This is a genomic window from Pseudomonas sp. NFIX28 (assembly GCF_900107395.1).
Taxonomy (GTDB): Bacteria; Pseudomonadota; Gammaproteobacteria; order Pseudomonadales; family Pseudomonadaceae; genus Aquipseudomonas.
Map to the genome: position 1 here is coordinate 114,615 of NZ_FNPW01000017.1, position 22,485 is coordinate 137,099.

At 66.0% G+C, this 22,485-nt stretch carries 22 protein-coding genes; 10 read left to right on the top strand and 12 right to left on the bottom strand.

Features of this window, described 5'->3' with window-relative positions; translation table 11 throughout:
* The first annotated feature begins 246 nt into the window (after positions 1-246).
* The 4 genes from mgtA (at position 247) to BLV20_RS26395 (ending at position 6,096) form a co-directional block, all read left to right on the top strand.
* Positions 247-2,964, top strand: a complete 2,718-nt coding sequence (gene mgtA / locus BLV20_RS26380; RefSeq protein ID WP_092305352.1) for a magnesium-translocating P-type ATPase — start codon at positions 247-249, stop codon at positions 2,962-2,964.
* Positions 2,965-3,173: 209 nt separating this feature from the next.
* Complete coding sequence (locus tag BLV20_RS26385) at positions 3,174-4,883, top strand: Na/Pi cotransporter family protein (protein WP_092305353.1); 1,710 nt, start codon at positions 3,174-3,176, stop codon at positions 4,881-4,883.
* A complete protein-coding gene (locus BLV20_RS26390) occupies positions 4,871-5,224 on the top strand; it encodes a DUF2493 domain-containing protein (protein WP_092305354.1) in 354 nt (117 codons plus the stop codon). The genes BLV20_RS26385 and BLV20_RS26390 overlap by 13 nt, the downstream gene beginning before the upstream one ends.
* A gap of 86 nt (positions 5,225-5,310) precedes the next feature.
* Complete coding sequence (locus BLV20_RS26395) at positions 5,311-6,096, top strand: hypothetical protein (RefSeq protein WP_092305355.1); 786 nt, start codon at positions 5,311-5,313, stop codon at positions 6,094-6,096.
* Positions 6,097-6,417: 321 nt separating this feature from the next.
* On the opposite strand, the gene BLV20_RS26400 is transcribed toward BLV20_RS26395, so the two are convergent.
* The 3 genes from BLV20_RS26400 to BLV20_RS26410 form a co-directional block, all read right to left on the bottom strand.
* Positions 6,418-7,047: a LysE family translocator gene (locus BLV20_RS26400; protein ID WP_092305356.1), complete on the bottom strand. Its 630-nt coding sequence runs from the start codon at positions 7,045-7,047 to the stop codon at positions 6,418-6,420.
* 57 nt (positions 7,048-7,104) lie between these two features.
* A complete protein-coding gene (locus BLV20_RS26405) occupies positions 7,105-8,025 on the bottom strand; it encodes a pyridoxal-phosphate dependent enzyme (RefSeq protein WP_092305357.1) in 921 nt (306 codons plus the stop codon).
* Between the two features lie 84 nt (positions 8,026-8,109).
* Positions 8,110-8,766, bottom strand: coding sequence for a ribonuclease T2 family protein (locus BLV20_RS26410; RefSeq protein WP_092305358.1), 657 nt, complete (start codon positions 8,764-8,766; stop codon positions 8,110-8,112).
* A 440-nt stretch (positions 8,767-9,206) separates the two neighbouring features.
* On the opposite strand from BLV20_RS26410, the gene BLV20_RS26415 reads away from it, so the two are divergent.
* The gene (locus tag BLV20_RS26415) at positions 9,207-9,905 is read left to right on the top strand and encodes an AzlC family ABC transporter permease (RefSeq protein WP_092305359.1); all 699 of its coding nucleotides are present in this window, start codon (positions 9,207-9,209) and stop codon (positions 9,903-9,905) included.
* Complete coding sequence (locus BLV20_RS26420; RefSeq protein WP_092305379.1) at positions 9,905-10,216, top strand: AzlD domain-containing protein; 312 nt, start codon at positions 9,905-9,907, stop codon at positions 10,214-10,216. The genes BLV20_RS26415 and BLV20_RS26420 overlap by 1 nt, the downstream gene beginning before the upstream one ends.
* A gap of 168 nt (positions 10,217-10,384) precedes the next feature.
* On the opposite strand, the gene BLV20_RS26425 is transcribed toward BLV20_RS26420, so the two are convergent.
* The 3 genes from BLV20_RS26425 to BLV20_RS26435 form a co-directional block, all read right to left on the bottom strand.
* Positions 10,385-11,605, bottom strand: a complete 1,221-nt coding sequence (locus BLV20_RS26425; RefSeq protein ID WP_092305360.1) for a cytochrome c biogenesis protein DipZ — start codon at positions 11,603-11,605, stop codon at positions 10,385-10,387.
* Between the two features lie 72 nt (positions 11,606-11,677).
* Positions 11,678-11,887 (bottom strand): hypothetical protein, encoded by a 210-nt coding sequence (locus BLV20_RS26430; RefSeq protein WP_092305361.1) that lies wholly within the window; start codon positions 11,885-11,887, stop codon positions 11,678-11,680.
* A 46-nt stretch (positions 11,888-11,933) separates the two neighbouring features.
* Complete coding sequence (locus tag BLV20_RS26435) at positions 11,934-12,197, bottom strand: DUF2790 domain-containing protein (protein WP_092305362.1); 264 nt, start codon at positions 12,195-12,197, stop codon at positions 11,934-11,936.
* Between the two features lie 345 nt (positions 12,198-12,542).
* On the opposite strand from BLV20_RS26435, the gene BLV20_RS26440 reads away from it, so the two are divergent.
* From BLV20_RS26440 to BLV20_RS26455, 4 genes are all read left to right on the top strand, one after another.
* Positions 12,543-13,283 carry a response regulator gene (locus BLV20_RS26440; RefSeq protein WP_025809242.1) on the top strand — a complete coding sequence of 247 codons (741 nt, stop codon included), beginning with the start codon at positions 12,543-12,545 and terminating at the stop codon, positions 13,281-13,283.
* On the top strand, positions 13,280-14,599 hold the full coding sequence (locus tag BLV20_RS26445; RefSeq protein ID WP_092305363.1) for an ATP-binding protein: 1,320 nt from the start codon (positions 13,280-13,282) through the stop codon (positions 14,597-14,599). The genes BLV20_RS26440 and BLV20_RS26445 overlap by 4 nt, the downstream gene beginning before the upstream one ends.
* Before the next feature lie 116 nt (positions 14,600-14,715).
* On the top strand, positions 14,716-15,351 hold the full coding sequence (locus BLV20_RS26450; protein WP_092305364.1) for a hypothetical protein: 636 nt from the start codon (positions 14,716-14,718) through the stop codon (positions 15,349-15,351).
* Between the two features lie 79 nt (positions 15,352-15,430).
* Positions 15,431-15,937 carry an HvfX family Cu-binding RiPP maturation protein gene (locus tag BLV20_RS26455; RefSeq protein WP_092305365.1) on the top strand — a complete coding sequence of 169 codons (507 nt, stop codon included), beginning with the start codon at positions 15,431-15,433 and terminating at the stop codon, positions 15,935-15,937.
* A 427-nt stretch (positions 15,938-16,364) separates the two neighbouring features.
* On the opposite strand, the gene BLV20_RS26460 is transcribed toward BLV20_RS26455, so the two are convergent.
* The 6 genes from BLV20_RS26460 to BLV20_RS26485 form a co-directional block, all read right to left on the bottom strand.
* Positions 16,365-17,126: an HvfC family RiPP maturation protein gene (locus tag BLV20_RS26460; RefSeq protein WP_092305366.1), complete on the bottom strand. Its 762-nt coding sequence runs from the start codon at positions 17,124-17,126 to the stop codon at positions 16,365-16,367.
* Positions 17,119-18,003 (bottom strand): HvfB family MNIO-type RiPP peptide maturase, encoded by an 885-nt coding sequence (locus BLV20_RS26465; protein WP_092305367.1) that lies wholly within the window; start codon positions 18,001-18,003, stop codon positions 17,119-17,121. The genes BLV20_RS26460 and BLV20_RS26465 overlap by 8 nt, the downstream gene beginning before the upstream one ends.
* A gap of 57 nt (positions 18,004-18,060) precedes the next feature.
* The gene (locus BLV20_RS26470; RefSeq protein WP_092305368.1) at positions 18,061-18,447 is read right to left on the bottom strand and encodes an HvfA family oxazolone/thioamide-modified RiPP metallophore; all 387 of its coding nucleotides are present in this window, start codon (positions 18,445-18,447) and stop codon (positions 18,061-18,063) included.
* A 216-nt stretch (positions 18,448-18,663) separates the two neighbouring features.
* Positions 18,664-19,566 (bottom strand): GDP-mannose pyrophosphatase NudK, encoded by a 903-nt coding sequence (gene nudK / locus BLV20_RS26475; RefSeq protein WP_092305369.1) that lies wholly within the window; start codon positions 19,564-19,566, stop codon positions 18,664-18,666.
* Between the two features lie 169 nt (positions 19,567-19,735).
* Positions 19,736-20,932, bottom strand: a complete 1,197-nt coding sequence (gene fabV, locus BLV20_RS26480; protein WP_092305370.1) for an enoyl-ACP reductase FabV — start codon at positions 20,930-20,932, stop codon at positions 19,736-19,738.
* A 211-nt stretch (positions 20,933-21,143) separates the two neighbouring features.
* Positions 21,144-22,433, bottom strand: a complete 1,290-nt coding sequence (locus BLV20_RS26485) for an NAD(P)/FAD-dependent oxidoreductase (RefSeq protein ID WP_092305371.1) — start codon at positions 22,431-22,433, stop codon at positions 21,144-21,146.
* Positions 22,434-22,485 lie beyond the last annotated feature (52 nt).

The window sequence follows — 22,485 nt, forward strand, 5'->3', positions numbered from 1 at the left end:
AATAAGGAATTCGGCAACTTTCTATTGCCCGTTTAAATCCACAAGTTGGTGGTAATTGTTATGGACGAAGCCAGTAGTAGGTTCGTCGTCTGTTCAAGTTCATTGAATGGGCGGCGAACGTTAAACCCCATTGAACGCAACTACCTGAATCGATCGCTTACTTGCGGCTCGACATACATTCGCTCGTCCTTGAATAGGTGAGTGGCCTGTGTGTCGTGCCGCAAGACTGCGGCAGGAGCACACGCAATGACCACGGTAAAAACCCGCACCGCCTCCTCGCAAAACCCCACCCGTGAAGACGCCCGGCTGTCGATGCGCGCCGCCCGGGAAGCGCTGAACAGCCTTGACGTGACCCTGGGCAACGTCCAGTCGAACGCCAATGGCCTGACCGAACTCGACGCCGAAGGCCGCCTGCAGCGCGACGGCGGCAACGAAGTGGCCCACGACCGGCCGCCTCACGCACTGGTGCAAGTGCTGCACGCCTTCAACAACCCGTTCATCTATGTGCTGATGACGCTGACCGTCATCAGTTTCTTCACCGACTTCTGGCTGCCCCTCAAGGCCGGCGAGGAAACCGACCTGACCGGCGTCGTCATCGTCCTGGTCATGGTCCTGGCCAGCGGCCTGATGCGTTTCTGGCAGGAATACCGCTCGGCCAAGGCCGCCGAAGCGCTCAAGGCCATGGTGCGGACCACCGCCACCGTGCTGCGCCGCGAGCAAATGGGCATGCAGGCCACGCTGCGCGAAGTGCCGATGCGCGACCTGGTGGTCGGCGACATCGTGCAGCTGTCGGCCGGCGACATGATCCCCGCCGACATCCGCCTGATCGAATCGCGCGACCTGTTCATCAGCCAGGCGGTGCTGACCGGCGAGGCGCTGCCGGTGGAGAAGTACGACACCCTGGGCGCGGTGCAGGAAAAATCCGCCCAGCGCACGGCCGCCGCCGACCAGCAAGACCTGCTCGACCTGCCGAACATCTGCTTCATGGGCACCAACGTGGTCAGCGGCACCGCCATCGCAGTGGTGGTGGCCACCGGCCCGCGCACCTACTTCGGTTCCCTGGCGCGCTCCATCGTCGGCTCGCGCACCCAGACCGCCTTCGACCGCGGGGTGAACAGCGTCAGCTGGCTGCTGATCCGCTTCATGCTGGTGATGGTGCCGGTGGTGTTGCTGATCAACGGTTTCACCAAGGGGGACTGGGCCGAAGCCTTCATGTTCGCCCTGGCGGTAGCGGTCGGCCTGACCCCGGAAATGCTGCCGATGATCGTCAGCGCCAACCTGGCCAAGGGCGCCGCGGCCATGGCCAAGCGCAAGGTGGTGGTCAAGCGCCTCAATGCGATCCAGAACTTCGGCGCCATGGACGTGCTGTGCACCGACAAGACCGGCACCCTGACCCAGGACCGGATCATCCTCGAGCACCACGTCGATATCGGCGGCAGCCGCTGCGACCAGGTGCTGCAACTGGCCTGGCTGAACAGCTTCCACCAGAGCGGCATGAAGAACCTGATGGACCGCGCGGTGGTGCGCTTTGCCGAGGACAATCCGCAGTTCAGCGCGCCCGGTGCCTGGAGCAAGGTCGATGAGCTGCCGTTCGATTTCGTCCGCCGGCGCCTTTCGGTAATCCTCGCCGACAACAAGGGCCATCACCTGCTGGTGTGCAAGGGCGCGATCGAGGAAATGCTCGACACCGCCACCCGGGTGCGCCAGGACGGCGTCACCCTGGCTCTCGACGCCCCGCGCCGCGCGGCGCTGCTGGAGCTGGCCGAGGAATACAACCGCGACGGTTTCCGCGTGCTGCTGGTCGGCACCCGCGACCTCGCGCCGGGGCAAACCCGCCAGCAGTACAGCGCCAGCGACGAGCGCGAGCTGATTATCGAAGGCTTCCTGACCTTCCTCGATCCACCCAAGGAAACCGCCGGCCCGGCCATTGCCGCGCTGCGCGAAAACGGCGTGACGGTGAAGGTGCTGACCGGCGACAACCCGATCGTCACCGCGAAGATCTGCCGCGAGGTCGGCCTGGACGTCGGCCAGCCGCTGCTCGGGCGCGATATCGAGCGCATGGACGACACCGTGCTCGGGCGCCTGGTGGAAGAACGCACGGTGTTCGCCAAGCTCACCCCGCTGCAGAAATCCCGGGTGCTCAAGGCCTTGCAGGCCAACGGGCACACCGTGGGCTTCCTCGGCGACGGCATCAACGACGCCCCGGCGCTGCGCGATGCCGACGTCGGCATCTCGGTGGACAGCGGCACCGACATCGCCAAGGAATCGGCGGACATCATCCTTCTGGAAAAGAGCCTGATGGTGCTCGAGGAAGGCGTGATCAAGGGCCGCGAGACCTTCGGCAACATCATGAAGTACCTGAACATGACCGCCAGCTCCAACTTCGGCAACGTGTTCTCGGTGCTGGTGGCCAGTGCGTTCATCCCGTTCCTGCCGATGCTGGCGATCCACCTGCTGCTGCAGAACCTGATGTACGACATCTCCCAGCTGTCGCTGCCGTGGGACAAGATGGACAAGGAATTCCTGCGCAAGCCGCGCAAGTGGGACGCGAAAAACATCGGCCGCTTCATGCTGTGGATCGGCCCGACCTCGTCGATCTTCGACATCACCACCTTCGCCCTGATGTGGTACGTGTTCGCCGCCAACAGCGTGGAAATGGCCGCCCTGTTCCAGTCCGGCTGGTTTATCGAGGGGCTGCTCTCGCAGACGCTGGTGGTGCACATGCTGCGCACCCAGAAGATTCCGTTCATCCAGAGCACCGCGGCGCTGCCGGTGATGCTGATGACCGGGTTGGTGATGGCGCTGGGCATCTACGTGCCGTTCTCGCCGCTGGGCGAAATGGTCGGCCTGGTACCGCTGCCGTGGGAATACTTCCCTTGGCTGGTCGGCACCCTGCTGTGCTACTGCGTCTTCGCCCAGACCATGAAGACCCTCTACATCCGCCGCTTCAAGCAATGGTTCTGAAGCACTGAACCGGGACCGCGCCAGCGGTCGCAGCGAGGCATGTCCACGCTCGACACTGACGCGGTTCTTGCGATTCGCGGGCAAGCCTCGCTCCTACGGGTTTGTGCCGCCGCAGAACGACCATGAAGCGAATCGCCGCCCTGCTGGCCGGGGCCCGCGCGCACCCGCGGCGATCCGCCAAGCCATGCAACACAAAAAGGAGAGTCCTCATGTCGGGAACTACTCTGCTGATCAACCTCGCCGGTTCCATCGCCCTGCTGCTGTGGGGCACCCAGATGATTTCCTCGGCGCTGCTGCGCGGCTTCGGCACCCAGCTGCGCCAGTGGCTGGGGCAACACCTGAACAACCGCTGGATGGCCCTGCTGTCCGGCATCGCCATCACCGGGGTCTTGCAAAGCAGCACCGCGGTGAGCCTGATGGCCAGCTCCTTTACCGCCGCCGGCACCCTGGGGCTGGGCCCCGCGCTGGCGGTGATGCTCGGGGCCAACATCGGCTCGACCCTGGTGGTGCAACTGCTCAGCGTCGATGTCTCGATCCTCGCGCCGCTGGTGCTGCTGACGGGCTTTATCGTCTTTCGCCTGCGCGACGACTCGCGCTTTGAAAGCCTCGGCTGCGCGCTGATCGGCTTGGGGCTGATGCTGCTGGCCCTGCGCATGCTCGGCGCAACCCTGGGCGAAGTGGAAGGCACGCCGGTGTTCGCCGCGCTGATGCGTGGCCTCGACGGCGACCTGCTGATCGCCCTGCTGATGGCGGCGCTGCTGACCTGGATGTGCCATTCCAGCGTCGCCGTGGTGCTGCTGGTGGCGTCCCTGGCCGCCACCGGGCTGCTGTCGTCGGCGACCGCCATGGCCCTGGTGCTGGGGATCAACCTCGGCGCCGCATTGCCGGCGCTGCTGGGCGCCGACTCCAGCGTCGCCCGGCGCCTGCCCCTGGGCAATCTGCTGGTGCGCCTGGGCGGTGCCGCGGCACTGCTGCCGTGCCTGCCCTGGATCGCCGGCAGTGCGCCGGTCGCCGCCCTCGATGCCAGCCTGCAAGTGGTGTACCTGCACAGCCTGTTCAACCTGGCGCTGGCCCTGCTGTTCATCGGCCTGACCGGGCCCATGGCGGCGCTGCTCAGCCGCCTGTTGCCGGAACCGCCGCGCGACGTCGACCCGGGCATGCCCCATTACCTGGACGAAGCCGGCCTGGCGGTGGCCAATATCGGCCTGTCCAATGCCGCCCGCGAGGCCCTGCGCCTGGCCGACATGCTGTCGCTGATGCTCGACCGGGTGCTGCGCCTGTTCCAGGCCTCGAGCGCGGCCGGCGCCGATGAGGTGCGGCGCATCGACCAGTCGCTGGACCTGCTCAGCGCCGCAATCCGCGCCTACCTGGCGGATATCGGCCAGGACGGCATCAGCGACCGGGACGCCGACCGCGCCCAGGAAACCCTGTTGCTGGTGATCAATCTCGAACACGCCGGCGACATCCTCTCCAGCAGCCTGACCCAGCTGGCGGCGCGGCGGCTGCGGCGTGGCGAACAGTTCTCGGTGTTCGAGCTGGACTGCATCGAGCCGTTGCACCAGGCCGTGGTCGACAGCCTGAGCCTGGCGGTCACCGTGTTCCTGCGCGAAGACCTGGCCAGCGCCCACCAGTTGCTCAACCGCAAGGAGCTGGTCAGGCGGCTGGAAGCCGACGCCAGCCGCGAGCACTTTCGCAGCCTGCGCGAAGACCGCACGGCCTGGGCCGAGTCCGGCGATATTTTCCAGCGGGTGCTGCGCGATTACCGCCGCGTGCACCATCACATCGCGGCCCTGGCCTATCCGGCGCTGGAGCGCGCCGGCGAGCGCCAGCTGGATACCCCAGAACCCGGCGAGATGCTGCTGGACCACCTGCTGGACCTCAAGCCGACAGCACAGGAGGCCGCACGATGCGTGTCCTGATCTGCGCCGGGCGCCACTACGCCGACGGCGCCCAGTGCCGGCGAGTGCTCGACGCCTTTCAGCGCCTGCATGAAGTGCGGGTGCTGATCCACGGCGGCAGCCAGTTCCTCGGCGGCCAGATAGAAGACTGGGGCCGCGAAATCGGCGCCGACATCGTGCGCTACCCGGCCAACTGGCAACTGCACGGCAAGCTCGCCGAACGCCTGCGCAACGCCTTCATGCTGCGCGACAGCCGGCCGGACATGGTCATCGCCCTGCCCGGCGGCGACGACACCGAAGAGCTGCTGGCCCAGGCCCGGGCGGCGGGCATCCAGGCCCTGTCAGTCAGCGACTGGCAATGACCCTTTTCCCACTCGACTACTTCCCCACTCGACTACGCAGCGGCCCGCACACCGCGGCCGCTGCCCATGCCTTAGCGAGAACCGACATGCCCAAGTACACCCCTTCATCCAGCAACCGCTTCGCCCGGCTCACCCGCGACCTGCCCCCGGCGAAACGGCGCATGCTGCGGCGCAACCTGATGTTCGTCGGCCTCACCCTGGGCCTGGTCGGCCTGTTGAGCCTGATGGCCAAGGCCAATGCCGCGGGCGGCGCCTATACGGTGGACGACGGCGCGATCAATGCCCCGGGGGAATGCAACCTGGATATCTGGTACCAGAGCCTGCGCCACCAGGGTTCCAACCATGGCGTGGTGATCTCCCCGGCCTGCACTTTCGCCAGCCTGCCCAGGCTGCAACTGGGCGCCGCCCTCGAACGCAGCCGCGAGGACGGCCACGGACAAACCCAAGTGAGCCCACAACTCAAGGCGCAACTGTGGAACCGCGAAGACCTGGGCCTGCAACTGGCGCTGGCGACTTCGGCGCATTTCGCCCTCGACCGTGGCCATTCGTTCGACGGCGGCGACATCAACCTGCCGCTGACCTATCAGCCCCTGCAAAGCCTGCGCCTGAACCTCAACGCCGGCTGGGCCCACGCCTATGACGACGGCCAGCAGGACCACCACTGGACCTGGGGCGGCGGCCTGGAATACGACCTGGGCGAACGCCTGACCCTGGTCACCGAACGTTATGGCCAGCGCGGCGGCGAACAGACCTGGCAAGCCGGCCCGCGCCTGCACCTGGGGGCCAACCTGGACCTTGACCTGGTGCTCGGCGGCCAGTTGAACCAAGGCCGCGACCGCTGGCTGACCAGCGGCGCGACCTTGAGGTTCTAAATGGCTTCTAGCGGTGTGCCGCACAAGCTGCGCGAAGACAGCTTCTGTAGGAACGGCCGGTCGACGCTCGATTGCCGGCGATGAGAACGACGCGGTGTGTCTGATACGCCGCCTCACGCGCAAGCTGCGCTCCTACAGAAGCAGATACGCCGCACCACTCGCAGCGCCCCAGAACCTGTAGGAGCCAGGCTTGCCGGCGATAGATACGCTGCGGTGTGTCAGACATACCGCAGCGCATCTATCGCCAGCAATCGAGCGTCGACCGGCCGCTCCTACAGAAAAGCAGGAAGCAGGACGCCGGTCTATCGGTTCAATGCAGCTTCAACGCATATCGCTGCGCCGATACAGGCTCAGGCCCAGCGCCAGCACCGCGAGCATGCCGGCGCAGCTGCGGTTGATCCACAACATCACCCGCGCGGAGAAGGTGCGCATGGCATAGCGCCCGCCAAAGGCGTAGGTCGCCATCATTACGCAGTTGATCGCCGTGCTGACCAGCGCCAGGATCAGGTACTGCTGCGCCACCGGCTGCTCGGGGCGCACGAACTGCGGCAGGAAGGCCGAGAAAAACAGCAACCCCTTGGGGTTCGACAGCCCCACCAGCAATGAGCGCATGAAAGCCCCGCGGCCGCTGCTGGCACCGCCGCTGCTCTGCGCGGCCAGCGCCGTTGTCGGCGCCTTCCACAGCACCCACGCCAGGTACAACAGGTACGCCGCGCCGCCCCACTTGACGATGGAAAACAGCTGCTCGGAGGCTTGCAGCAACGCCCCCAGGCCGCAGCCCACCGCACCGATCAGCAGCAGGTCGGACAGCATCGCGCCAGCCATGCCGCAACCGGCGATGCGCATGCCATGGGTGGCACCGTTATTGAGAGCCAGCAGCATCGACGGCCCCGGGGTCATCATCACCGCGCTGACGGTGACGACGTACAAAAACAATGTGGTGGCGTCCATTCGAACCCTCCGTAAAACCACAGACACAACAGGTCGGCGAGCATACACCAGGCGCTTTCAGCCCGGCAGTGACGCGCCCCAGTCCGCCACCTGGCGGGCGCTGATGCTGACGCCGCCGCACACCACGATCACCACGTCCCGCGCCGCGGCGATGGCCGGGTGATCGAGGTAGGCCACCGCCAGCGAGACGCCGCAGGCCGGCTCCACCAATTGCCGCAGATCGTCGGCATAACGCACCACGCCGAGGATCGCCTCGGCATCCGACAACACCAGCGACTGATGGGCAAAAGCCTGGATCTGCTGCAACGGCCAGGCCGCCACCTGGGCCGCACCGAGGGAACTGGCGACGGTGTCGACCTTCGCCAACTTGACCGGGTGCCCGGCCGCCAGCCCTGCGGCAAAGGAAGCGCTGCCCGTGGTTTCACAGGCGATGATCCGGCAGTCCTGGCGCTGATGGTGCAGCAGGCCGGTGAGGATGCCGGCCAACAAGCCTCCGCCGCCCACCGATACCACTATCGTGTCGACCTGCGGACAGTCTTCGAGGATTTCATCGACCATGCTGCTGTGCCCTTGCCACAGCACCGGGTGGTCGAAGGCCGGCACGTATTCGCTGTCGGCAGCGCTGCTCAGTTGCAGCGCGCGCTCGTTGGCTTCATCCCAGACCTGGCCATGCACCAGCACCTCGGCGCCGGTCCGGGCGATGCGTTCGCGGGTGGTTTGCGCGGTGGTCTGCGGCACCACGATGCAGGCTTGCAGGCCAAGGCTGGCCGCCGCCATCGCCGTGGCCAGCCCGGCATTGCCGCCGGACGGACAGACCACGCGGCGCTTGCCCTGCCGCGCCGCCTGGGTACAGAGCAGGCCCAGGCCGCGCATCTTGAACGAGCCGCCGGGCTGCAGGTTTTCCAGCTTGAGCCAGATACGCCGGGTGGCCGTGGTCAACCCGGGATGCAGGATCAGGGGGGTGCGGATATGCAGCATCATGGGCTCCTTGGATGAAGACGGGCGTCTTGCAACCATAGATGCTCAGGCCTGCCTATGCCGCCCCCCTTGGACCCTCGCCGGTCAGCGAATCGGCGGAACGCGGATATCGCCCTGGCGGCACTGGGTGCGCACGCCCTTGCCACAGGGCCCGAACCCCAGGTTCTTGTCCAGGCAGACCCGCACTTCGGAGAGTTCCGGGCCACTACACAACACCGCCACGCCCTTGTCGGGAATGCCCGGGTTGGCCTGGCGGAACAGCTGCTCGATCTCCCGGGCCTCGAAGTAATGCACGGTGGTCGAAGGTTCCAGGACCTGAGGAATCTTCACCTTGCCCAGGGCCTGGTCGGAGGCCTCCAGGTAAGCCATGGCCCCCAGCCCGCTGCAGGTGCCGTGCTTGCTCCACTCGTGCTCCATCAACTTGGCGGTGGGGAACAGGGTCAGGCCCTTGGCCCGCTCTTCGGCATTCAACGGGGTCAGCGGCGGGCAGGACTGCGGCCAGCCGCCCTTGGCGTATTGCGGCCACAGGCCGTGCAGGACAAAACCGTAGCCCTTGCCGGAACACTGCTCGTTTTCCGGGTGGGTCAGGCAAAAGGTCGGCGACCAGGACAGCGACAACAGGTAGTAGTCGAACACCCCGGCCACCGATTCGCGCTGCTGCCGCGCCTCTCGTGCCTGGCTGACCCCGGCGGTGCAGATCATCAGCGCGGCCAGTGCCGCGGTTGCAAACAGTTTTTTCATTGACCCTCTCCTTGGGATGGGGCGGTAGGTGAACGGCCCCGTGGCGACCTGGCCGATAGCGGCCAGACACTCTTCTTGGCATGGGGCTGTTGCAGGAAGATGACAGGCCGCCTCCCTGCAAGAGAAGCCGGCCGATGCTCGCGGAGCGTTGTAGCAGACAGATCGCCCGGTTGCCATCGCCGGCCGGCGGCTTCTACGCAATGACCCGGCAAATGTGGAATTTGCGGCAAACACTCATCTCTGTAGGAGCCAGGCTTGCCGGCGATCGGGATGATGCGGTGCGCCTGACACAACGCCTCGCGAGCAAGCTGCGCGCCTACAAAGGCAAACCTGGGCCTGGCGATAAATAACGGTCGTTGGCGCCAAATGCGCAAGATCGTTCAAGCCATTTTCGCCGCGGGCTGGCACATTCGGTTTCCGTTCCTTGATTGCAGGCCGTCATGTCCAGCGCTCTTCTTCCCCGCGCCGCGTTTCTGCGCGGCGCCGTCGCCATCATGCCGTTGTCCCTGGCCACCGCGCCCTGGGGGCTGCTGGCCGGTTCCATGGCCATCGAGGCCAATCTCACGCCCCTGCAAGGCCAGGGCTTGTCGAGCATCGTTTTCGCCGGCGCCGCGCAACTGGTGGCGATCGGCATGCTCAAGGGCGGCGCGGGGATCTTCTCGATCCTGCTCACCACCCTGCTGCTGACTTCGCAGCACCTGCTGTACGGCATGAGCATGCGCTCGGTGATTTCCCCGCTGCCGGGGCGCTGGCGGGTGGGCCTGGGGTTCCTGCTGACCGATGAGCTGTTCGCCCTGACCAGCCAGCACGACAAGCAGCAGTTCGATCGCTGGTACGCCCTCGGCGTGGGCCTGACGTTCTACATCGCCTGGAACCTGTTCACCCTGGCCGGCATCGTGCTCGGAAGCGCCATTCCCGGCCTCGAACACCTGGGCCTGGACTTCTCCATCGCCGCGACCTTTATCGCCCTGATCACGCCGCTGGTGCGCAACGTGCCGACCGTGGTCTGCGTGGCGGTTTCGCTGTTCTGCTCGGTGCTTTTCAGCTACTGGCAATGGGGCTCGGCCCTGGTGCTGTCGGGCCTGGCGGGCATGACCGCGGGTTTTCTCTGCAACAAGTTCTACCGGGGGCGCACATGATGATCTGGGCAGTGATTTTCGGCATGGGCTTGCTGGTGTTTCTCAACCGCTATGTGTTTCTCGAACCGCGCCTGCCGGTACGCCTGAGCAGCAACGCCCGGCAGTTTCTCGGTTTTGCCGTGCCGGGCATGCTCACCGCGATCTGCGGGCCGATCGTGTTCATGCCCGACCACCAGCTGAACCTGGCCTACGACAACCCGTACCTGATCAGCTCGCTGGTGGCCATCGTGCTGGTGATCTACACCCGCAACACCCTGGTCAGCATGTTGTTGAGCATGGCGTTCTTTTTTCTGCTGCGGTGGTGGTTGTAAGAGCCAGTTTGCTGGCGACAGGCACCACGCGGTGTGCCTGACGGACCGCTTCGCGCGCAAGCTGCGCTCCTACGGGGTCTCTGTAGGAGCCAGGCTTGCCGGCGATGGCAGCGACGCGGTGTAACTGAACACACCGCCTCGCGAACCACCGACCGCTGACGCCCGCATTTACGGCGCCTTGGCTTCGCGCAGCAGTTGCTGGATCACCTGTTCCTGCGCCTCGTAGCGGCCTTCGCCAAAGTGGCTGTAGCGCACCTGGCCGCGGGCGTCGACGAAGTAATGGGCCGGCCAGTACTGGTTATCGAAGGCGCGCCAGATCGCGTAATTGTTGTCGATGGCCACCGGGTAGCCGATGTCCAGCTTGCGCACCTGGGCCTTGACGTTGTCGATGACCTTTTCAAAGGCGTACTCGGGGGTGTGCACGCCAATCACCACCAACCCGTCCTTGGCGTACTTTTTCGCCCAGGCGTTCACATACGGCAGGCTGCGCTTGCAGTTGATGCAGTCGTAGGTCCAGAAGTCCACCAGCACCACCTTGCCGCGCAAGGCTTCGGCGTCCAGCGGCGGCGAGTTCAGCCATTGCACCGCGCCGTCCAGCGAGGGCATCGCGCCCATGCTCGGCAGTGTCTCGGTGGACGCCGCGCCGGCCTTATCGATCAGGTAGTCCAGGGCCTTGGGCACATTCTTCAGCAGGCCTTGCTCGAGGGCCGCGCCGCCTTGGGACGAGGTGCCGGCCAACAGGCGCTCGTCCACCCCGCTGCCGATCGCCACGGCTGCCAGCAACACCAGGCAACCGGCGGCGCGCCGCAGCCAGGCGGTGGCCGGCAGCGACGGCTTGAGCCGGTTGACCAGCCCTCTTCCGGCGAAAATCAGCAACCCCAGGGACAAGGCACTGCCCAGGCCGTAGGCCAGCAGCAACAGGCTGGTCTGGGCGCTGGCGCCTTGCAGCATGGCGCCGGTCAAGATCACCTCGAGAATCGGCCCGGCGCAAGGCGCCCACAGCAAGCCGGTGGCCACCCCGAGCGACAGCGCCGCCAATGGCCCGGAGAGCTTGCGCGCCCGATCGAGGCGCAGGCCTTCCAGGCGATTGCCCAGGCTGACCCAGGGCCGGGCCAGCCAGTTGCCGAAGCGGGTAAAGATCAGCGACAAAGCGAACAGCCCCAGCACGATCAGCGCCAGCTGGCGCCCGATGCCGTTGGCCCGCACTATCCATTCGCTGCTGACCACCGCCAGGCTCGACACCAGGGCAAAGGTCAGCGCCATGCCGCCAAGGGTCAACAGCACCGAGCTGCGCGAACGGTCGGCCCGGGCGAAGAGAAACGGCACCACCGGAAGAATGCAGGGGCTGAGGATGGTCAGGACCCCGCCGAGAAACGCAATGAGCAACATGGCATCACCTGTGTTGGGTCAATGTCCCGCCCGCCATCGATGGCGGGCGTGTCCAGGGTTGGCAGGCCGGGTTCAGGCCTGGTTGTCGACGCGCATCCCTTGCGGGGTGCGCTCGTAGCCGCCTTCGGCGAGCAGCGGCGCCGCGCGCTCTGGCTGGGCGGCCTGGCTCACCGGCGCGAGCTGGAAGCAGGTCGAGCGGGATGCGTCGGCGGCGCTGGCATCCACGGCCACGCCGGCCAGGGCCAAGGTCAGGGAAAACAGGCAGGTTTTCAGGGTTTTCATGGGGAGGTCCTCATATTCGATAAAGGTGATATGGCAGGGAGTGCGTTCAGTTGCCGTCGTTACAGTTGTTGGCCAGCTTGCGGTAGTCCAGGGCCTGGGTGCGGCCCTGGGAATCGAGGTAGGTCATGCGTGCATTGACCACGCCGCAGGTCGGCTCGGCGTCTTCGGTCATCGACAGCACCTTCTGGATATCCAGGTGGGTGCCGTAGCGGTAGGTCTGGGCCTGCACCGTGCTTTCGGCGCGGGCCGACAAGGTGCAGATATTCAGCGCGGCGAACAGGCAGGCGGCGTAGAGGGCGGTGCGTTTCATGCGGGTTTCCTCGAACGACAATGGGTTTGGGTGGCGAGGCCAGTGGCTGTGCCTCGATGGAGCCCATTGAATGCGCGGCAGGTATCGCGCTTGTGTCGGCAAACCGTCTTGTTGGTCTTCTTGCGTATCCCCGCCGCCAGGGGATACACAGCGATACAAAAGCCCCGGGCAAAGCCTGTTTTGCATCGTCGTGTATTCGCCAGGGCGCCAGATACACTGCAATACAATGCGCCGCAGGCAGGCCCCGCCGGGCCCTATAGACTAGGGTCTGTAGCACCGGTGGCCGCCCTGGCCGACTGTTTGTACAACCTCCAAGCTCCATCATCCCGACGACAGAGGCACCCCATGGATCATGTCGATCACGTATTGATAGTCGATGACGACCGCGAGATCAGAGAACTGGTAGGCAACTACCTGAAGAAGAATGGCCTGCGCACCACGGTGGTGGCTGACGGCCGGCAGATGCGCAGCTTCCTGGAAACCACCCCGGTGGACCTGATCGTGCTCGACATCATGCTGCCCGGCGACGACGGCCTGGTGCTGTGTCGCGAGCTGCGCGCCGGCAAGCACAAGGCCACGCCGGTGCTGATGCTGACCGCGCGCAACGACGAGACCGACCGCATCATCGGCCTGGAGATGGGCGCCGACGACTACCTGGTCAAGCCCTTCGCCGCCCGCGAGCTGCTGGCGCGGATCAATGCCGTGCTGCGGCGCACGCGCATGCTGCCGCCGAACCTGGTGGTCACCGAGAGCGGCCGCCTGCTGGGCTTCGGCCGCTGGCGCCTGGACACCACCGCGCGCCACCTGCTGGACCAGGACGGCACCCTGGTCGCCCTGAGCGGCGCCGAATACCGCCTGCTGCGGGTGTTCCTCGACCACCCGCAGCGGGTGCTCAACCGCGACCAGTTGCTCAACCTGACCCAAGGCCGCGACGCCGACCTGTTCGACCGTTCCATCGACCTGCTGGTCAGCCGCCTGCGCCAGCGCCTGTTGGACGACGCCCGCGAACCGGCCTACATCAAGACCGTGCGCAGCGAGGGCTATGTGTTCTCGCTGCCGGTGGAAATCCTCGAGGCCGCGTCATGAAGCTTGCCCTGCACTGGCCGCGCACCCTCGCCTCGCGGCTGTCGCTGATTTTCCTGATCGGCCTGGCGCTGGCCCAGGGCCTGTCGTTCGCCGCGCAGTCCTACGAGCGCTACCAGAGCGCGAAAATGACCATGCTCGGCAACCTGGAAAGCGACGTCGCCACCTCCATCGCCATTCTCGACCGCCTGCCCGCCGCCGAGCGCCCCGCCTGGCTGGCGCGCCTGCAGCGGCGCAACTACGGCTATCTGCTCAATGCCGGCGAACCCGGCCAGCCCATGGACAGCGCCGATGTCCCGGTCTCGGTGAACTCGATCAGGAACGCCATCGGCGGCGACTACCGCCTGACGTTCAACACCATCCCCGGACCGCGCCAGCATTATCAGGCGCACCTGCAACTGGCCGACGGCAGCCCGCTGACCATCGACGTGCGCCCGGCGATGACGCCGATCTCGCCCTGGCTGCCGGTGGTGCTGCTGGGGCAGCTGCTGGTGCTGATTCTGTGCGTCTGGCTGGCGGTGCGCCTCGCGGTGCGCCCGCTGACCCGGCTGGCCCAGGCGGTGGACAGCCTCGACCCCAACACCCACGGCGTGCACCTGGACGAAAAAGGCCCGATCGAAGTGGTGCACGCGGCCAAGGCCTTCAACGCCCTGCAGGCGCGGATCGGCGCCTACCTCAAGGAGCGCATGCAGCTGCTGGCGGCGATTTCCCACGACCTGCAGACGCCGATCACCCGCATGAAACTGCGCGCCGAGTTCATGGACGACTCCACCGAGAAAGACAAACTGTGGAACGACCTGAGCGAAATGGAACACCTGGTGCGCGAAGGCGTGGCCTATGCCCGCAGCATCCATGGCGCCACCGAGGCCAGTTGCCGGATCGACCTGGACGCATTCCTCGACAGCCTGGTGTTCGACTACCAGGACACCGGCCAGGACGTCGAGCTGGCCGGCAAGAACGGCGCGCTGATCGACACCCGCCCCCACGCCCTGCGCCGGGTCCTGGTGAACCTGGTGGACAACGCGCTGAAGTTCTCCGGCGCGGCGCGGATCGAGGTCCAGGCCGAAGCGGGCGAGCGCCTGTCGGTCAAGGTCCTGGACCGCGGCCCGGGGATCAGCGAAGAGCAGCTGGCCGAAGTGCTCAAGCCGTTCTACCGGGTAGAAAGCTCGCGCAACCGCGATACCGGCGGCACCGGCCTGGGGCTGGCCATCGCCCAGCAACTGGCGGTGGCGCTGGGCGGCTCGCTGCGCCTGAGCAATCGCGAAGGCGGCGGCCTGTGCGCCGAACTGATCCTGGTCAGCAACAAGGCCAGTCTCTGAGCGCCTCGCTACACAGGCATACATAACCGCCGTTTGCCGACACAGCCGATATACATGGCCTTGCAAGACTCCTGGGACGCGCCGCGCTGGCGGCGCCCAACCTCAAGGAGCCTCTCATGCCCACTCAATCCCTTCCCTCGCGTTTCCACGGCTGGCGGCTGTTCAGCCTGCTGGCCGCCGCCGTGCTGCTGATGACCGCGCTGGTGCTGCTGCTCAATCCAGACCTGGTCGAGGCCACCCGCAGCGCCATCCGCGCCACCGCACGCTCGTCCTTCGTGCTGTTTCTGCTGGCCTTCACTGCTTCGGCATTCGCCGTGCTGCTGCCCTCGCCCTGGAGCCAGGCGCTGGTGCGCGAACGCCGCTACATCGGCCTGGCGTTCGCCTTTTCGCACCTGGTGCACGCCGTGCTGATCTACGCCTACGGGCAGCTGAACCCAGAGTTCTGGCCCGGCCGCACGGCCCTGGGCAATGTGCCCGGGTCGGTGGGCTACCTGTTCATCCTGCTGCTGGCCCTGACCTCGTTCAAAGGCCCGGCGTCGCTGCTCAGCCGTACCGCCTGGAAACGCCTGCACACCACCGGCATGTGGGTGATCGCGGCGATCTTCGCCTACTCCAACTTCAAGCGCCTGCCGTTGAGCGCCTGGTACCTGCTGCCCTTCACGCTCACCTGTTCGGCCATGGCGATCAACCTGCTGGGCAAGCTGGCCCAGGCCAACAAACGCTGGCAACGCCAGGCCCTGAGCCCGCGCTGAGCTGATGCCGCCCCTGTAGCCGCTGCCGCAGGCGGCGCCGCTTTTGCAACGCCCCAACTTTACCCAGGAGATCCACCCCATGATCCTCACCCTTTCGTCCGCCCTTGGCGGGCTGCAACGCCACCTCAATCGCGTCGCCCCCTGGGTCGCGCTGCTCAGCCTGCGCCTGTTGCTGGCCTGGGAGTTTTTCGAATCGGGCCTGGAGAAATGGCGCGGTGAAAACTGGTTCCAGGAGATCCAGTCCGCCTTTCCGTTTCCCTTCGACCAACTGCCGGCGAGCCTGAACTGGCAACTCTCGATGTGGGCCGAGCTGCTGTGCGCCCTGGCCCTGCTGCTGGGCCTGGGCACCCGCTTCGCCACGCTGGTACTGATCGTGGTCACGCTGGTCGCCACCGCCGCCGTGCATTGGCCGGCCGAGTGGTCGAGCCTCAGTGAACTGGCCCAGGGCTACGCCATCAGTAACAAGGGCCACGGCAACTTCAAGCTGCCGGTAATCTACCTCGCGGCGCTGCTGCCGCTGCTGTTCCAGGGCCCGGGCAAACTCAGCCTGGACGCGCTCATCGAACGCCTGCGCCGCAACCGCTGAAGCCCAACACAAAAAAGCCGCAGCTCCAGGCTGCGGCTTCTTGGTACCCAATCCCTGTAGCCGCTGGCGCAGCCTGCGATCGGTTGCGGAGCAGCCGCAAACCCCAGGCCACGCGGTGGGTCAGGCAGAACGTGCAATCAGGTTTTACGACGGCTGCGCCGCCGATCGCAGGCTGCGCCAGCGGCTACATCGGCAACGTCAGCAGCCGGCATCTGGTCCGGTGATCGCGGTAACGCAGCCGCTGCTTCAAGTTATGGCGTTGGGGGCTTTCCAATAAAGAAAGGCCGATACCCAATCCCTGTAGCCGCTGGCGCAGCCTGCGATCGGTTGCGAAGCAGCCGCAAACCCAGGCCATGCAGTGGGTCAGGCGGAACGTGCAACCCGGTTCTGCGACGGCTGCGCCGCCGATCGCGGGCTGCGCCAGCGGCTACATCGGGCCGATAACGGCTTGGGCGTGCATTTGTTGCAGTAGGCTCAGGCCATTGGCGAGAAAGGTCTCGAGGTCGTCGATGCCGGCTTCCTGGGCCAGGCCTTGCAACTGGGCGTGCCCCGTGAGTTGGGGGAATGCCTCGAGGCGTTGCAGCAGGCGCCAGGCCAGGGGGCTGAGTTCGCAGAAGTGCACGCGATAATCGGCATCGCGGCGGATCAGCAGCAAGGTCGGTGCAGCCCCCGGCGTCGTGGGGCGCCAGGCCGGGCCCAAGCGCTGCACTGGCCAGGCGTAGGCCAGCGGCCAGGCCAGGGGCGACAGGCGCAACGGCTGATCCAGCAGCCGACCTGGATCGCTGGCCGGCAATGGCTCGGCCTCAGCCTGCTGCAAGGCCATTTCGATCCATTCGTAATGGCTGAGCTCGACCATAAAGGCCGGCCAGCCGGCGTCCTGCAAGGCGGCAGGCTCCGCGGCCAGCCAGGCCACGAACTCGCCGGCGATCTCACCGAACTTCGGCGTGGCACAGCGATGCTCGCGCAGAAAGATACGCAGCAGCCGGCGCCAGTCAGTCTCGCCGAGCACCGAGCGCAGCACCGGAAAAGTACCGCTGAGCAACGACTGCAGGTTGTCGAACACCAGCTCGCGGTAAATCTCCACCCGCGCGCGGTCCATCCCGGCGGGCGGCGCCTGGTGCTCGGGGTCGCGCAGGTAAGCGGTGAAGGCCTGTTGCTGGGCCCCGAGGGCGATCGTCGGCTTAAGCATGGGCCAGCCTCCCCGGCGCCTGGCCGGTATCGGCCTGCAACCGGCGGATGCTGTCCAGCTCGCCCAGCAGCTCGGCGAATGGCGGGAAATTGAAGTCCCGCTCCAGCAGGGTCGGCTGCACGCCAAACAACTCATAGGCACGCGCCAGCAAGGCCCAGACCACCGGCTTGACCGGCGCACCGTGGGTGTCGATTTTCAGGCTGTCGGACTGGTCGTAGTGCCCGGCCACATGCATCGCCACCACCCGTTCCGGCGGCAGGCCGGCAAGGAAAGCCTGCGGGTCGAGGCCGTGGTTCACCGAGTTGACGTAGAGGTTGTTGACGTCCAGCAGCAGGTCGCAATCGGCTTCGGCCAGCACCGCGTTAGTGAAGGCCAGCTCGTCCATGTCCTGGCGCGGCGCCGCGTAGTACGAGACGTTCTCCACCGCCAGGCGCCGACCCAGTACCTCCTGGGCCTGGCGGATGCGCGCCGCGACATGGCGCACCGCCTCTTCGGTGAAGGGCAGCGGCAACAGGTCGTAGAGGTGGCCGTCGTCGCCGCAGTAGCTCAGGTGTTCGCTGTACAGCGGCACATCGAAACGCTCGAGGAACTGCCGGACTTCGCCCAGGAACGCCAGGTCCAGCGGCGCCGGGCCGCCCAGGGACAACGACAACCCGTGGCAACTCAGCGGGTAGCGCTCGGCCAGGGCACACAGCGCGGCGCCATGGGCGCCGCCGATGCCGACCCAGTTCTCCGGTGCCAGTTCCAGAAAATCAAAAGCGCCCGCAGGCGCCGTCTTCAGTGAGTCGAGCAAGGCACGGCGCAAGCCAAGCCCCACGGCTGCCGAAACGGGCAGGCGCGGGGCCTGGCGGGATAACGCGATAGGGAAAGGTTGCATGGGCTCATCTCCTGGTTGCCCCGAAAAAAGGGGGCACCTAAGTGCCCCCGCCGCCGATCAGGACTCGATCGCCGCGCCGCACTTGCCTTCGCCACATTTGCCTTCGGCCGAACCGGCCTTGGCCGCCAGGTACTGCTTGGCCTCGCCGAGGCTGATGGCGCCATCGTGGTTGGCGTCGATCTTGTCGAACTCGGCGGCCCGCTCGGGGGCGGCGGCGATGAACTCCTCGCGGGAGACCTTGCCGTCGTGGTTAGTGTCGGTCTTGGCGAACTTGTCCTCGCCGCATTTGCCTTCGGCCGAGGCCTTGACCCCGTCGGCCGCGGCCAGGGTGTAGCCCTGGGACAGCTCGGTCATGCTCAGTGCCGAAGCAGCGGTGGACAGGCCCAGGCCGCCGACCAGTGCCAGGCCGAGCGCGACGTTGGAAACGTTGGAGAGTTTGAACATGCTGATACCCCTTCGATGGATTGATTAACGGTTCCCGCCACCGGCACCGAGAAGCTCGGTGCTGGCGGGTGGACGTAGTTAATCCTCGGGGTGTATCCGGGTTGTGTGCGCAAGCGGCGCCAGCACAAGCAGGTGTATCAGCGCCGGGCCGATACACACTTCGATACAAGGCCGTCAGCCGGCCGGCCCGCAGAGGGCCGGCTCAGCGGGAGGTGTTCAGCGGGGAATGTCCTGCAGCGAACGGTAGACCGCCAGGCCCAGGCGCTCGCCCATCGCCACCAGGGCATCGGCACGGGCGCAGGCGCCGCCGATGCGCAGCAGCGCGTCGCAGCGCTGCAATAGAGGCAGGGCACGCGCCTGGAAGCGCGCATCGTGCTGCGGGTCCGAGTCATCCGTCGCGTCCCCCAGCCACTGGCCGAGCACGGGGTGATGCCCGGCCTCGAACAACTGCGCGGCACAGCGGTCCAGGCTGGCGGCCTGCTGCGCCGCTGCATCTTCGGCCCCCGAGGAGCGCGGCGCGGCCAGCAGGATCGTCAGGCGCGGTGGCATCAGGCGCAGTTCCAGGTACTGCAAAAGCATGATGGTCTTGCCGTCGACGATCTCGCCGCTGCGCACCATGTCCAGCGCCTGCTGGTAGCCCAGCTCCAGCACCTCGATGTCCTCGCCCTCCTCTTCCAGCCCGCCGCCGTCGCCAATGCGGTCGTCGGGGGAATACTCGCCGATGAAAAAGTGGATGCGCTCGGTGACCGAGCCGGGGCTCATAAAGGCTTCATAGACCTTCTGCACCGCGCCGACGCGGTAGCCGGTTTCCTCTTCGGCTTCCAGGCGGATGCGCTCCTCCGGGCTGGCATTGTCCAGCAGGCCGGCGGCGGTCTCGATCAGGTAGCCGCTGTGGTCGTTGACGTAGGTCGGCATGCGGAACTGGCGGATCAGCAGCACCGTGCGCCGCTCGCGGTTGTACAGCAGGATGGTCGCGCCATTGCCACGGTCGTAGACCTCGCGGGTCTGCGCCTGCCAGCTGCCGTCGCGGCGTTGCAGGTCGAAGCTGTATTTCTTCAGCAGGTACCAGTTGTCGGAGAGCATCTCCTCGGCGGTGATGCGCACGGGCGCGGCTTGCATGGTCTTCCCTCTTGGCAATGGGCCGACATTCAACACGAGTGATGCGCCAGATGTCGATCCCAACCCAGGTCGAACGTTGACAGGCACCGGCCTGAACCAGCGCACAGCCCGGGCAGAAACGACAACGCCCCTCATGGGAGGGGCGTTGGCGATGACGCGTTAAGTTCGCTTACACCTGGATCAGGTTGGCGATCTTCACGTCCGGATCGACATCGGCTTCGTAGTCGACGCCGTCGATCTCGAAACCGAACAGGCGCAGGAATTCCTGCTTGTAGCCGGTGAAGTCGGTCAGCTGGTAGAGGTTTTCGCTGGTGACTTCATCCCACAGCTGCTTCACGCGGTCCTGGATGGCCGGTTCCAGTTCCTTGTAGTCGGCGCGCAGGCGGCCTTCCTGGTCGATGATCGGGTTCGGGTTGTACAGGCTGTCCTTGTACAGGCCGTAGACCTGCTCGATGCAACCTTCGTGGGTGCCCTGCTCTTTCATGACCTTGAACAGCAGCGACAGGTACAGCGGCATGATCGGGATCGCCGAGCTGGCCTGGGTCACCACGGCCTTGAGCACCGAAACCCGCGCGTCGCCGCCCAGCTCCGACAGCTCCTTGCGGATGCCGATGACTTTCTGGTCCAGGTCCTTCTTGGCTTCGCCAATGGAGCCGTTCCAGTAGATGTCGTGGGTCAGCTTCTCGCCCAGGTAGGTAAAGGCGGTGGTTTTCGCGCCTTCGGCCAGCACGCCGGCTTCGTGCAGCGCGTCGATCCACATCTGCCAGTCTTCGCCGCCCATCACCGCCACGGTGCCGTCGATTTCTTCCTGGGTGGCTGGCTGCAGGGTGGTTTCTTTAACGATTTCCTTGTCGGTGTCGACACCACGCAGGGTCACCGACTTGCCCAGCGGCTTGAGGGTCGAGCTCAGCACTTCACCGGTTTTCGGGTGGGTACGGCGCGGAGCGGCCAGGCTATAGACCACCAGGTCGATCTTGCCCAGGTCGCGCTTGATGGTTTCGATGGTCTGGCGCTTGACTTCGTCGGAGAAGGCGTCGCCGTTGATGCTCTTGGCGTACAGGCCTTTTTCTTCGGCAAATTTGTGGAAAGCCGCGGTGTTGTACCAGCCGGCGGTGCCGAGCTTGCCGTCAACGCTGCCGCGCTCGAAGAACACGCCCAGGGTGTTGGCACCGCAACCGAAGGCAGCGGTGATACGCGCAGCCAGGCCGTAGCCGGTGGAAGCGCCGAGCACCAGTACGTTCTTTGGCCCAGCGTCGATGGCGCCTTGTTCGGTGACGTAGTCGATCTGTTGCTTGACGTTGGCTTCGCAACCGACCGGGTGGGTCGTCACACAGATAAAGCCGCGAACGCGGGGTTTGATGACCATAGACAATCTCCCAAATTTCAATATGCCAAGAGCCAATACGGGCTGCAGCAGCGTCACTTGTTCAAGTCGTAGACGCTCGGAACGTCCTCGCGTCACGCCTTGGCGGTTCAATGAATGCAGATTTGCCCGCCAGCATAAGTTCATTCCCGGGTTTGGGCCAGAAAACGCTGAAGTTGCGCCTAGGCCCGCCGGCCCCGGGAAAGGGCTGCGCTCAGGGGTTCAGACGGTGGGCATCGTAGGCATCCCGGACCTGACAGGCGGTGTAGGTCGCCTGCGCCGCCACCAGGCCCAGCAGGCCGCAGGTGGGCACCAGGCCGAAGCGGGCAAAGCCCTGGGGAATCGGGATGGACTTGGCGATGGCATCCGCCAGCACCTCCCCCGCCACCGTGGTCGGCGCCATGCCGTGGCCGCCGAAGCCCACGGCATGCCATACCCCGTTGTCATCCCGGCCGATCTGCGCCATCTGCTGGCGGCCGTAGCTCATCAGCCCGCCCCAGGCATAGTCGAGCTGCACGTCGGCCAATTGCGGGTAGACCGTGACCAGGTCGGCCTTCAGCAAGCCGGCGATCGCCTGCGGGCCGCGATTGAGGATGGAAATGCGCCCGCCCCAGAGGATCCGGCTGTCCGCCAGCGGGCGGTAATAGTCGAAGGCGAACCGGGTGTCGTAGACGGCCGCCTCGCAGTTGATCGCCTCGCGCAAACGCTCGCCCAGAGGCTCGGTGGCCACCACGTAGGTGGCGATCGGCAGCGTCGCCCGCTCCACCGGGCGATACAGCCCGCGGGCATAACCGCCCGCGGCGAATACCACCTGCTCGGCCAGCACTTCGCCGTGCGTGGTCCTGACCAGGTACTTGCCGCCCTGCGGCTCGATCGCCAGGGCCGCCGAGTGTTCGTGGATATCGATGCCATGCCCGGCCACGGCCGCCGCCACGCCATAGACATACTTGAGCGGGTGGAAGTGAAAGGCATTGCTCTCGAACAAGGCGCCGAAATAGCGCTCGGTCTTGAGCATTTCCCGCAACTCGCCGGGCGCCACGTGCTGCCAGTCGACGCCATAGACCTCCTTCATCAGTTGCCGAGGTTGCTCCAGGCGCGCCGGGTCGTTGAACCAGTTGGCCAGCAAGATGCCCTTGTCGGTCAGCTCGCACTGGATGCCGTATTGCCGGACGCGCTGGCGGATCAGCTCGACCGCGTCGATGGTCAGCCGGTAGAGCCGCCGTGCCTCTTCGCGGCCCAGCACCTTGAACAGCTCGGCGTTGCCCAGGCAATAGCCGGCGAATACAAACCCGCCGTTGCGCCCCGAAGCGCCGTGCCCCACGGAGTGGGATTCGAGCAGCACCACGTCGCTCACGCCACGTTCGGCCAGGCCAAGGGCAGTGGAAAGCCCGGCCAGCCCGCCGCCCAGAATGCAGACCCGGGTTTCCACCCGCCCGTCGAGCCCTGGGTAGGCGGTCTTTTCAACCGTGGCTTGGTAGTAAGTTTCGACAAAGGCATGACGCATTGCGTGGCTCCGGGGTCATGGGCGCAGGAAAGTCCCTCTTTCTGTTCATAGC

Coding starts and splice junctions, on each gene's coding strand:
- mgtA (WP_092305352.1), top strand. CDS start 247: ATGACCACGGTAAAAACCCGCACCGCCTCCTCGCAAAACCCCACCCGT.
- BLV20_RS26385 (WP_092305353.1), top strand. CDS start 3,174: ATGTCGGGAACTACTCTGCTGATCAACCTCGCCGGTTCCATCGCCCTG.
- BLV20_RS26390 (WP_092305354.1), top strand. CDS start 4,871: ATGCGTGTCCTGATCTGCGCCGGGCGCCACTACGCCGACGGCGCCCAG.
- BLV20_RS26395 (WP_092305355.1), top strand. CDS start 5,311: ATGCCCAAGTACACCCCTTCATCCAGCAACCGCTTCGCCCGGCTCACC.
- BLV20_RS26400 (WP_092305356.1), bottom strand. CDS start 7,047: ATGGACGCCACCACATTGTTTTTGTACGTCGTCACCGTCAGCGCGGTG.
- BLV20_RS26405 (WP_092305357.1), bottom strand. CDS start 8,025: ATGCTGCATATCCGCACCCCCCTGATCCTGCATCCCGGGTTGACCACG.
- BLV20_RS26410 (WP_092305358.1), bottom strand. CDS start 8,766: ATGAAAAAACTGTTTGCAACCGCGGCACTGGCCGCGCTGATGATCTGC.
- BLV20_RS26415 (WP_092305359.1), top strand. CDS start 9,207: ATGTCCAGCGCTCTTCTTCCCCGCGCCGCGTTTCTGCGCGGCGCCGTC.
- BLV20_RS26420 (WP_092305379.1), top strand. CDS start 9,905: ATGATCTGGGCAGTGATTTTCGGCATGGGCTTGCTGGTGTTTCTCAAC.
- BLV20_RS26425 (WP_092305360.1), bottom strand. CDS start 11,605: ATGTTGCTCATTGCGTTTCTCGGCGGGGTCCTGACCATCCTCAGCCCC.
- BLV20_RS26430 (WP_092305361.1), bottom strand. CDS start 11,887: ATGAAAACCCTGAAAACCTGCCTGTTTTCCCTGACCTTGGCCCTGGCC.
- BLV20_RS26435 (WP_092305362.1), bottom strand. CDS start 12,197: ATGAAACGCACCGCCCTCTACGCCGCCTGCCTGTTCGCCGCGCTGAAT.
- BLV20_RS26440 (WP_025809242.1), top strand. CDS start 12,543: ATGGATCATGTCGATCACGTATTGATAGTCGATGACGACCGCGAGATC.
- BLV20_RS26445 (WP_092305363.1), top strand. CDS start 13,280: ATGAAGCTTGCCCTGCACTGGCCGCGCACCCTCGCCTCGCGGCTGTCG.
- BLV20_RS26450 (WP_092305364.1), top strand. CDS start 14,716: ATGCCCACTCAATCCCTTCCCTCGCGTTTCCACGGCTGGCGGCTGTTC.
- BLV20_RS26455 (WP_092305365.1), top strand. CDS start 15,431: ATGATCCTCACCCTTTCGTCCGCCCTTGGCGGGCTGCAACGCCACCTC.
- BLV20_RS26460 (WP_092305366.1), bottom strand. CDS start 17,126: ATGCTTAAGCCGACGATCGCCCTCGGGGCCCAGCAACAGGCCTTCACC.
- BLV20_RS26465 (WP_092305367.1), bottom strand. CDS start 18,003: ATGCAACCTTTCCCTATCGCGTTATCCCGCCAGGCCCCGCGCCTGCCC.
- BLV20_RS26470 (WP_092305368.1), bottom strand. CDS start 18,447: ATGTTCAAACTCTCCAACGTTTCCAACGTCGCGCTCGGCCTGGCACTG.
- nudK (WP_092305369.1), bottom strand. CDS start 19,566: ATGCAAGCCGCGCCCGTGCGCATCACCGCCGAGGAGATGCTCTCCGAC.
- fabV (WP_092305370.1), bottom strand. CDS start 20,932: ATGGTCATCAAACCCCGCGTTCGCGGCTTTATCTGTGTGACGACCCAC.
- BLV20_RS26485 (WP_092305371.1), bottom strand. CDS start 22,433: ATGCGTCATGCCTTTGTCGAAACTTACTACCAAGCCACGGTTGAAAAG.